This window comes from Pseudomonas sp. Sample_22, from assembly GCF_004307635.1.
GTDB lineage: Bacteria > Pseudomonadota > Gammaproteobacteria > Pseudomonadales > Pseudomonadaceae > Aquipseudomonas.
Map to the genome: position 1 here is coordinate 164,359 of NZ_RCNY01000013.1, position 9,397 is coordinate 173,755.

The following is a 9,397-nucleotide window of genomic DNA, read 5'->3' on the forward strand; positions in this document are numbered from 1 at the left end:
GCTTATTGTGGGCTTATATTGCAGTCGCCAAGCAAGGTATTTGCTGATTTCGATAAGTTGAAGTCCGCCTCTGCAAAATAAATAAAGTGTCTGAAGGAACATAAGGGAATGAAAAAGCGTTTAAGTTATATCGCTGCCACTCTGCTGGTTGCTGGCACGACCAGCGTCAATGCTGCATCGAGCGTCGATTTGAATGTTACGGGGACAATCACGCCAGCGGCGTGTATGCCGCAGTTGTCCAATGGTGGAATGGTCGATCACGGAAAGATCTCATTCAAAGATCTGAAAAATGGCGTAAATACGTTACCGCAAGTTGCTCTACAAATGAGCGTCAGTTGTGATGCCGCTACATTGTTTGCAGTTAAAAGTACCGATAACAGGAAGGGGACTGCCTCTAACAATGGCCTGTCTTCCTTTGGGTTGGGTGTGGGCGAAGGTGACCACAAGGTTGGGTTTTATAACTTGACCATGGAGAACGTGCTGGGGGATGGCGCGGTACTTCCAGTGGTGGAGTCAGTCAATGGCAATACATGGTTCTATTCGAGCACTGGCCAAATCTGGCAACCTGAGTGGATGAGGTCCGTGAGCGGCCCGGGTAACCCGGATTACACGCCCGTCGCCATCCAGACACTGGCGGCCGATCTGATTGTGGCGACGAGTATCAACAAACCAGGAACGCTCTCAGCCGAGATGCCCATAGATGGCAGCGCTACCCTGGATATCGTTTACCTTTAAGTTGCGAAGCGTCATTCAGTGGGTCGCAGGGCAGCAGCAGTGCCCGCATTTTTTTGGTGAATAGCCATGGTTATTCACGCACTCGCGGCATATCGTGCTGACCTACTGATGATATTTGCGGAGCCGGTCCATGAGTGATGCCCACAACGCCTTGATCACCCGCTTCTACCAGGCTTTCCAGCGACTGGATGCCGAAGCGATGAGCGCCTGCTATACCGATGACGTGGTGTTCAGTGATCCTGCGTTTGGTGAACTGCGCGGGCGCGATGCCGGCGACATGTGGCGCATGCTCACCACCCGCGCCAAGGACTTTTCCCTGAACTTCGATAACGTGCACAGTGACGAGCGCACAGGCGGCGCGCATTGGGTGGCGACGTATCTGTTCAGCCAGACCGGCAATGTGGTGGTCAACGATATTCAGGCGCGGTTCGTGTTTCGCGACGGCAAGATCTGCGAACATCATGACCGCTTCGATATGTGGGCCTGGTCGCGTCAGGCGCTCGGGGTCAAGGGCCTACTGCTGGGCTGGACACCGCTGGTACGCAACGCCGTCCGCACTCAAGCCCTCAAGGGGCTGAAGGCATTCCAGGCCAGTCGCTGATAAGATTGCGGCTTGTTTCCACTCAAGTCCCGATCGTTACGTGAACAGCCCGAGCGAAGCTCCCATCACTAAACCCTGGTTCGTGTACCTGGTGCGTGCGGCCAACGGTTCGCTTTACTGCGGCATCAGCGACGACCCGGTGCGACGATTCGCCAAGCATCAAAGCGGCAAGGGCGCGCGCTTTTTCCTCTCGAGCCCGGCCATGGCGCTGGTCTACACCGAAGTCTGCCGCGACAAAAGCGAAGCGCTGCGCCAGGAACGACTGATCAAAAAGTTGCGCAAGAGCGCCAAGGAATGCCTGGTGGCGTCTTATCAATCTGACTGATCGGTTCCCATCAGGCAGATCTGTAGGCTGCTAAACGATTGCGCGCTAAGCTGCGGGCTCCTGATCTTTGCGGCGGAGCCGAGCATGTCCGAGTTGATTCTGCATCATTACCCGACGTCACCTTTTGCGGAGAAGGCGCGCTTGCTGCTGGGTTTCAAAGGGCTGTCATGGCGTTCGGTGAAAATCTCGCCGGTGATGCCAAAACCCGATCTCACGGCCCTGACCGGCGGTTACCGCAAGACGCCGGTGTTGCAGGTCGGCGCGGATATTTATTGCGACACGGCGCTGATCGCCCGCCGACTCGAACAGGAAAAAGCCTTGCCGGCGTTCTTCCCCGAAGGCCAGGAAATGATCACGGCCAGCTTTGCGACCTGGGCCGATTCGGTGGTGTTCCAGCATGCGGTCAGCCTGGTGTTCCAACCGGAATCGGTCGCCGTGCGCTTCGGCAATTTACCGCCGGAAGCGATCAAGGCGTTTCTCGCCGACCGTGCCGGATTTTTCAGCGGTGGTAGTGCGACAAAACTGTCCATCGAGCAGGCCAAACATCAGTGGCCCACCCTCATGTCGCGCCTGGAGTTGCAACTGCAGCGCGAGCAGGGCGACTTCCTGTTTGGCGAGCCATCGATTGCCGACTTCGCGCTGGCGCACTCGCTGTGGTTTCTCAAGGCGACGCCGGTGACTGCGCCATTGGTCGATGCGTATCCGGCGGTCAGCGCCTGGCATGCCCGGGTGCTGGGCTTCGGTCATGGTGCATCCAGCGAAATGTCCTCCGAAGAGGCGCTGGAGGTGGCTCGTTCGTCGACACCAGCGGCGTTACCGAATGAGGATTTCGTCGATCCAAACGGGTTCACGGCGGGCCAGCAAGTGTTGGTCGCAGCCACCGACTATGGCGTTGATCCGGTGACGGGCGAGTTGTTGTTTGCCGGGCGCGAGGAATTGATTGTGCGTCGCGAAGACGAACGTGGCGGTGTGGTGCATGTGCACTTTCCGCGCTTTGGCTTTCGTATCGAAGCGATCTGACTCGCTCTAGTAATGCTGTTCACTTAAGGACAAACACTGTACCTGTGGCGAGGGAGCTTGTCGGATCGCCGCACCGTCCCGTTGGGGCGCGAAGCGGCCCCCGGAAAAGGGACTGCTACACAGTCCAGCGGGAGCAAGCTCCCTCGCCACAGCATTGCGTGTATCTGAAGGATTACTTCAAAGCAGCCAGAATCGCATCCGGGTCATACCCACGAATCAGCGTCCCGTTCACATCGATTATCGGAATCCCGCCACCGCCCAGCGCCTCGTAGTCCTTGCGCGCGAGGGCATCTTTTTCGATATCGAATTCCTTGTACGCAATGCCTTTCTGGTCGAGAAAGCGTCGGGTCAGTTTGCAGTAGCCACACCACTCGGTGGCGTACAGCACGACCTTGGCCCTGGCTTGAGTCTGCTCGGACACCACTTGCGACGGGTTGAACACCCGCTCGATCTTGCCCCAGTTCTGATAGACCACCACGACCAGCAGAACCAGCATGACCTTTTTCAGGACATTGCCGAGCATCAGTTGCGTCGCTTGAGCTGATCAGTCAGTGAGGTCGGCAGGCCTTTGATGATCAGCGTGCCGGCTTCTTCGTCGTACTCGATCTTCGAGCCCAGCAGGTGCGCCTCGAAACTGATCGACAGGCCCTCGGCGCGGCCGGTGAAGCGCCGGAACTGGTTGAGGGTGCGCTTATCTGCCGGAATCTCCGGCGACAGACCGTAGTCCTTGTTGCGAATGTGATCGTAGAAGGCTTTTGGACGATCTTCGTCGATCAATTCCGACAGCTCTTCCAGGCCCATCGGTTCGCCGAGTTTGGCCTGGCTGCTGGCGTAGTCGACCAGGGTCTTGGTCTTCTCGCGAGCGTCGTCTTCCGGCAAGTCTTCGCTTTCGACGAAGTCGCTGAACGCCTTGAGTAAGGTGCGGGTTTCACCCGGCCCGTCGACGCCTTCCTGACACCCGATGAAGTCGCGGAAGTATTCCGAGACTTTCTTGCCGTTCTTGCCTTTGATGAACGAAATGTACTGCTTGGATTGTTTGTTGTTCTGCCACTCGGACACGTTGATCCGCGCCGCCAGATGCAGCTGGCCAAGGTCCAGGTGACGGGACGGCGTGACGTCCAGTTGCTCGGTCACGGCGACGCCTTCGCTGTGGTGCAGCAGGGCGATGGCCAGATAGTCGGTCATGCCTTGTTGGTAATGCGCGAACAACACGTGGCCACCGACCGAGAGGTTGGATTCTTCCATCAGTTTTTGCAGGTGTTCCACCGCTACGCGACTGAAGGCTGTGAAGTCCTGGGCGCCGTCGAGGTATTCCTTCAACCAGCCGCTGAACGGGAAGGCGCCGGACTCCGGATGAAACAATCCCCAGGCCTTGCCTTGCTTGGCGTTGTAGCTTTCGTTGAGGTCGGCAAGCATGTTCTCGATGGCGGCGGACTCGGCCAGTTCAGAGTCGCGAGCGTGGAGAACTGCAGGCGTGCCGTCGGGTTTTTTGTCGATCAGGTGGACGATGCAATGACGGATCGGCATGGGCTTCTCGGCTGATTGAAGAGAGGAGGCCAGGCTCCCCCGAAAAAGCGCCCAGTGTACCGCAACCATTGGTTTTGGCGCGGTTCGAAGGCCAATTCCCGGGCGACCGGCGGCGCTTGGGCGATTTTTTCCCGGTTTAGAGCAATAAAGCTGACCAAATGGGTAGCTAGAGGCGGATATTTCCCCGTCTCTGTGCTAGTTTTGCCCGGTCTTGCGCGAAGTCACTGCGTTAAGCCTGCAGTCAGCTTTTGTCAGGTCGAACCAAACCCTGATTTCGGCATCTATAACCCCGATCCCGAGGTTATTTCGCCGAGGGTGCCAGATCCAGAAGATCGGGCTCGATGGCTGACATTGCACTCTGCAATCCATATGAATTTGATAGGGAAGGAACACTACATGGCTCTTACTAAAGACCAACTGATCGCCGACATCGCTGAAGCTATCGACGCGCCAAAAACCACCGCGCGTAACGCTCTGGACCAACTGGGCCAAATCGTTGCCGATCAGCTGGAAAACGGCGGCGAAATCACTCTGCCAGGTATCGGCAAGCTGAAAGTGACTGAGCGTCCTGCCCGTACCGGCCGCAACCCTTCGACTGGCGCTGCCATCGAAATCGCTGCCAAGAAAGTGATCAAGCTGGTTGTGGCCAAAGGCCTGACCGACGCTGTCAACAAGTAAGACTTGTTAAAAAAAACCGTGCGCCGGAGCAATCCGGGCACGGTTTTTTTGTGGGCTCAGATCGGCGCATGCCTTTTTCGCAGGAGCCAGGCTTGCCGGCGAAGGCGCTCTTGAAAACGCCTTCGCCGGCAAGCCTGGCTCCTACAAGTGCATGGGCGGTCTGCCAATATCATTTACTCTGCAGAGACTTTGCTCCAGCGCGCCTGCCGCCAGGCTTGTTGTTGCGCTTTGGTCTGAAAGGTCCAGGCGACGAAGCGGCTTTGTTTCTGACCCTGGGACATTTCCACCACCTGGCTTTCCAGTGCACCGGCCTTTTTCAGCGCGGTCTGGATAGCCGGCAGGTTCGAGGCTTTCGACACCAGGGTGCTGAACCACAACACCTGTTGGCTGACCTGTGCACTCTCGGCGATCAGTTGCGTGACGAATCGCACCTCACCCCCCTCGCACCACAACTCCGCCGCCTGACCGCCGAAATTCAGCACCGGCAGTTTGCGTTTTGGATCGGCCTTGCCCAGCGCTCGCCACTTGCGCGTGCTGCCGCGGGTGGCTTCCTCCAGCGAAGCATGAAACGGCGGGTTACACAGGGTCAGGTCAAAGCGCTCGGTGCTTTCCAGCAAGCCCAAAAGAATCTGCTTGCGATTGGTTTGCTGACGAATCTGGATGGCTTTGTTCAAGCCGTTGGATTGAACGATCGCCTTGGCCGCAGCGATGGCCGTGGCATCGATTTCCGAGCCGAGAAACTGCCAGCGGTAGTCACTGTGACCGATCAGCGGGTACACGCAGTTTGCGCCTATACCGACGTCCAGCACTTTCACCGCGGCGCCGCGGGGAATCACGCCGTCATTGCCGTTGGCCAGCAGATCGGCCAGAAAGTGCACGTAGTCCGCGCGGCCGGGAACCGGTGGGCACAGGTAATCGGCCGGAATGTCCCAGTGGGCGATGCCGTAGAACGACTTCAGCAGCGCGCGGTTGAACACCCGCACCGCGTCCGGGCTGGCGAAGTCGATGCTTTCCTTGCCGTACGGGTTGATGATCACGAACTTCGCCAGTTCCGGGGTGCTTTTGATCAACGCCACAAAGTCGTAGCGACCCTGATGGCGATTGCGCGGATGCAGGCTGGCCTTTTCGCGCGGCTCCACGACTTTGGCCGGGGTTGCGGACTCAGGCTTTCTACGCGCAGGTTTCGGTGTACGGGGGGCGGTCATGGCGGTGGTCGATTCGGGTATGGCTGAAAGTGGCGGGCATTGTCCCACAGACAATGCCAACACGGGGACCTGCAGGCGCATGGCTTGCTCGCGATGGCGTCTGCGGATACCTCCTGTAGGAGCAAGGCTTGCCCGCGATGGCGTCTGTGGAATCGCCATCGCGGGCAAGCCTTGCTCCTACAGGGGGGGCGAAGAACGGTAGGCATGAAAAGGGAGGCCACCTGGGCCTCCCTTGTTCATTGCGAGTCGCCGTTACAGGCTGGCAATCCGCGCATGCTGCTCGGCCAGCTTGCCCAAAGCCTGTTCGGCTTCGGCCAGTTTGGCGCGTTCCTTCTCGATGACTTCGGCTGGCGCCTTGTCAACGAAACCGGCGTTGGACAGCTTGCCGCCAACCCGTTGCACTTCGCCTTGCAGGCGCTGGATTTCCTTGTCCAGACGCGCCAGCTCGGCACCTTTGTCGATCAGGCCGGCCATAGGCACCAGCACTTCCATCTCGCCAACCAGTGCGGTGGCGGACAGCGGTGCTTCTTCGCCCGCAGCCAGCACGGTGATCGATTCCAGGCGCGCCAGCTTCTTCAGTAGCGCTTCGTTTTCGGTCAGGCGACGCTGATCTTCGGCACTGACGTTTTTCAGGAACAGCGGCAACGGTTTACCCGGGCCGATGTTCATCTCGCCACGGATGTTGCGCGTGCCCAGCATCAGGCCTTTGAGCCACTCGATGTCGTCTTCGGCCGCCGGATCGATGCGCTCTTCGTTGGCCACTGGCCAAGGTTGCAGCATGATCGTCTTGCCCTGAATGCCGGCCAGCGGCGCGATGCGCTGCCAGATTTCTTCAGTGATGAACGGCATGAACGGGTGCGCCAGACGCAGCGCCACTTCCAGTACGCGCACCAGCGTGCGACGGGTGCCGCGCTGGCGCTCGACCGGAGCGTTTTCGTCCCACAGCACAGGCTTGGACAGTTCCAGATACCAGTCGCAGTACTGGTTCCAGATGAACTCGTACAGCGCTTGCGCGGCGAGGTCGAAACGGAACTGATCCAGTTGACGGGTCACTTCGGCTTCGGTGCGCTGCAGTTGCGAAATGATCCAGCGATCCGCCAGCGACAGTTCGTAGGCTTCGCCGTTCTGGCCGCAGTCTTCGCCCTTGTCCAGCACGTAACGCGCGGCGTTCCAGATCTTGTTGCAGAAGTTGCGATAGCCTTCGACGCGGCCCATGTCGAACTTGATGTCGCGACCGGTGGACGCCAGCGAGCAGAAGGTGAAGCGCAGGGCGTCGGTGCCATAGCTGGCGATGCCCTCGGCGAATTCGTCGCGGGTCTGTTTCTCGATCTTTTTCGCCAGTTTCGGCTGCATCATGCCGGAGGTGCGCTTTTGCACCAATTCTTCCAGTTCGATCCCGTCGATGATGTCCAGCGGGTCCAGGACATTGCCCTTGGACTTGGACATTTTCTGGCCCTGGCCATCACGCACCAGGCCATGAACGTACACAGTCTTGAACGGAACCTGCGGCGTGCCGTCCTCGTTCTTGATCAGGTGCATGGTCAGCATGATCATCCGGGCAACCCAGAAGAAAATGATGTCGAAACCGGTGACCAGCACATCGGTGGAGTGGAATTTCTTCAGGAACTCGGTCTTCTCCGGCCAGCCCAGCGTCGAGAAGGTCCACAGGCCCGAACTGAACCAGGTGTCGAGAACGTCGTTGTCCTGTTGCAGCGCCACGTCCGGGCCGAGGTTGTGCTTGGTACGCACTTCGGCTTCGTCGCGACCGACGTAGACCTTGCCCGACTCGTCGTACCAGGCCGGGATCCGGTGACCCCACCACAGCTGACGGCTGATGCACCAATCCTGGATGTCGCGCATCCACGAGAAGTACATGTTTTCGTATTGCTTGGGTACGAACTGGATGCGGCCGTCTTCAACGGCGGCAATCGCCGGTTCTGCCAAAGGCTTGGTGGACACGTACCACTGGTCGGTCAGCCATGGCTCGATGATGGTGCCGGAGCGGTCGCCTTTCGGCACCTTCAAACCGTGATCGTCGACGCTGACCAGCAGGCCGGCAGCTTCGAACGCAGCGACGATCTGCTTGCGCGCTTCGAAGCGGTCCAGGCCGGCATATTCGGCCGGAATCTTGCCGTCGATGCTTTCGTTGAGCGTGCCATCGAGGTTGAACACCTGGCAGGCCGGCAGGACCGCGGCGTTCTTGTCGAAGATGTTCAGCAGCGGCAGGTTGTGGCGCTTGCCGACTTCGTAGTCGTTGAAATCGTGGGCCGGCGTGATTTTCACGCAGCCGGTGCCGAATTCAGGGTCGCAGTAATCGTCGGCGATGATCGGGATGCGGCGGCCAACCAGTGGCAGCTCAACAAATTTGCCGATCAGGGCTTTGTAGCGTTCATCGTTCGGGTTCACCGCGACTGCGGCGTCGCCGAGCATGGTTTCCGGACGCGTGGTCGCGACGATCAGGAAGTCGTTGCCTTCAGCGGTCTTGGCGCCGTCGGCCAGCGGGTACTTGAGGTTCCACAGGAAACCTTTCTCGTCATGGTTTTCCACTTCGAGGTCGGAAATCGCCGTGTGCAACTTGGTGTCCCAGTTGACCAGGCGCTTGCCGCGGTAGATCAGGCCGTCTTCGTGCAGGCGGACAAACGCTTCCTTCACGGCTTCCGAGAGGCCGTCGTCCATGGTGAAGCGCTCACGGCTCCAGTCCACGGACGAGCCGAGGCGACGGATCTGACGACTGATGTTGCCGCCCGACTGGTCCTTCCACTCCCAGACTTTCTCGAGGAATTTGTCGCGGCCCAGATCGTGACGATTCTGGCCCTGGGCTTCCAGTTGACGCTCCACCAGCATCTGCGTCGCGATACCGGCGTGGTCGGTGCCTGGCTGCCACAGGGTGTTACGCCCCTGCATGCGGCGGAAACGGATGAGGGCGTCCATGATCGCGTTGTTGAAGCCATGCCCCATGTGCAGGCTGCCGGTGACGTTCGGCGGCGGGATCATGATGGTGTAGGACTCGCCCGCGCCTTGCGGGGCGAAGTAATTCTCTGACTCCCAGGTGTTGTACCAGGAAGTTTCAATGGCGTGCGGCTGGTAGGTCTTATCCATGCGCGGCGGGACCCTATTGGCATTTATTCAGGAAAAGCCGGGAAGTATAGCGGGGATAAGCTGATGCGCGTAGAGCGAGGTGACAATGGGCGGGGGAAAAACTGTGGTTTTCACGCAAGTGTATTGTCAGTAAAGACGCCCTCGCGGGAAAACCTCGCTCCTTGTATGTTGACCCTGAGTCCAAAGAGAGAGGTTACGCTCAAGGAC

Annotated in this window: 9 protein-coding genes; 5 read left to right on the top strand and 4 right to left on the bottom strand. The window is 58.9% G+C overall.

All coding sequences use genetic code 11. The annotated features are described in order from the left end of the window. The first annotated feature begins 108 nt into the window (after positions 1-108). The 4 genes from D8U73_RS02490 to D8U73_RS02505 all read left to right on the top strand — a co-directional run bounded on the left by D8U73_RS02490 (position 109) and on the right by D8U73_RS02505 (position 2,681). Positions 109-735: a DUF1120 domain-containing protein gene (locus D8U73_RS02490; RefSeq protein WP_130903634.1), complete on the top strand. Its 627-nt coding sequence runs from the start codon at positions 109-111 to the stop codon at positions 733-735. 130 nt (positions 736-865) lie between these two features. Then, on the top strand, positions 866-1,336 hold the full coding sequence (locus tag D8U73_RS02495) for a nuclear transport factor 2 family protein (RefSeq protein WP_130903635.1): 471 nt from the start codon (positions 866-868) through the stop codon (positions 1,334-1,336). A gap of 40 nt (positions 1,337-1,376) precedes the next feature. Further along, positions 1,377-1,661 (top strand): GIY-YIG nuclease family protein, encoded by a 285-nt coding sequence (locus tag D8U73_RS02500; protein ID WP_056853634.1) that lies wholly within the window; start codon positions 1,377-1,379, stop codon positions 1,659-1,661. An 84-nt stretch (positions 1,662-1,745) separates the two neighbouring features. After that, complete coding sequence (locus D8U73_RS02505; RefSeq protein ID WP_130903636.1) at positions 1,746-2,681, top strand: glutathione S-transferase family protein; 936 nt, start codon at positions 1,746-1,748, stop codon at positions 2,679-2,681. Between the two features lie 172 nt (positions 2,682-2,853). Here D8U73_RS02505 and D8U73_RS02510 read toward each other — a convergent pair whose 3' ends face one another. Both D8U73_RS02510 and yejK read right to left on the bottom strand, forming a co-directional pair. Then, entirely contained in the window at positions 2,854-3,204 is a 351-nt protein-coding gene (locus D8U73_RS02510) for a glutaredoxin domain-containing protein (protein WP_056853632.1), read from the bottom strand. Continuing rightward, on the bottom strand, positions 3,204-4,208 hold the full coding sequence (yejK, locus tag D8U73_RS02515; RefSeq protein ID WP_056853631.1) for a nucleoid-associated protein YejK: 1,005 nt from the start codon (positions 4,206-4,208) through the stop codon (positions 3,204-3,206). Before yejK ends, D8U73_RS02510 begins: the two co-directional genes overlap by 1 nt. A gap of 396 nt (positions 4,209-4,604) precedes the next feature. On the opposite strand from yejK, the gene D8U73_RS02520 reads away from it, so the two are divergent. After that, positions 4,605-4,886 carry an HU family DNA-binding protein gene (locus D8U73_RS02520; protein ID WP_007905514.1) on the top strand — a complete coding sequence of 94 codons (282 nt, stop codon included), beginning with the start codon at positions 4,605-4,607 and terminating at the stop codon, positions 4,884-4,886. A 173-nt stretch (positions 4,887-5,059) separates the two neighbouring features. Here the strand turns inward: D8U73_RS02520 and rlmF are convergent, their stop codons facing one another. Both rlmF and D8U73_RS02530 read right to left on the bottom strand, forming a co-directional pair. Continuing rightward, positions 5,060-6,091, bottom strand: a complete 1,032-nt coding sequence (rlmF, locus tag D8U73_RS02525) for a 23S rRNA (adenine(1618)-N(6))-methyltransferase RlmF (RefSeq protein ID WP_130903637.1) — start codon at positions 6,089-6,091, stop codon at positions 5,060-5,062. A gap of 252 nt (positions 6,092-6,343) precedes the next feature. Continuing rightward, positions 6,344-9,190 carry a valine--tRNA ligase gene (locus D8U73_RS02530; protein ID WP_130903638.1) on the bottom strand — a complete coding sequence of 949 codons (2,847 nt, stop codon included), beginning with the start codon at positions 9,188-9,190 and terminating at the stop codon, positions 6,344-6,346. Between the last annotated feature and the right edge of the window lie 207 nt (positions 9,191-9,397).

Excerpts from the sequence above, each read along its gene's own strand:
- D8U73_RS02520 (WP_007905514.1), top strand. The coding sequence starts at position 4,605 with ATGGCTCTTACTAAAGACCAACTGATCGCCGACATCGCTGAAGCTATC.
- rlmF (WP_130903637.1), bottom strand. The coding sequence starts at position 6,091 with ATGACCGCCCCCCGTACACCGAAACCTGCGCGTAGAAAGCCTGAGTCC.
- D8U73_RS02505 (WP_130903636.1), top strand. The coding sequence starts at position 1,746 with ATGTCCGAGTTGATTCTGCATCATTACCCGACGTCACCTTTTGCGGAG.
- D8U73_RS02495 (WP_130903635.1), top strand. The coding sequence starts at position 866 with ATGAGTGATGCCCACAACGCCTTGATCACCCGCTTCTACCAGGCTTTC.
- D8U73_RS02530 (WP_130903638.1), bottom strand. The coding sequence starts at position 9,190 with ATGGATAAGACCTACCAGCCGCACGCCATTGAAACTTCCTGGTACAAC.
- D8U73_RS02510 (WP_056853632.1), bottom strand. The coding sequence starts at position 3,204 with ATGCTCGGCAATGTCCTGAAAAAGGTCATGCTGGTTCTGCTGGTCGTG.
- yejK (WP_056853631.1), bottom strand. The coding sequence starts at position 4,208 with ATGCCGATCCGTCATTGCATCGTCCACCTGATCGACAAAAAACCCGAC.
- D8U73_RS02490 (WP_130903634.1), top strand. The coding sequence starts at position 109 with ATGAAAAAGCGTTTAAGTTATATCGCTGCCACTCTGCTGGTTGCTGGC.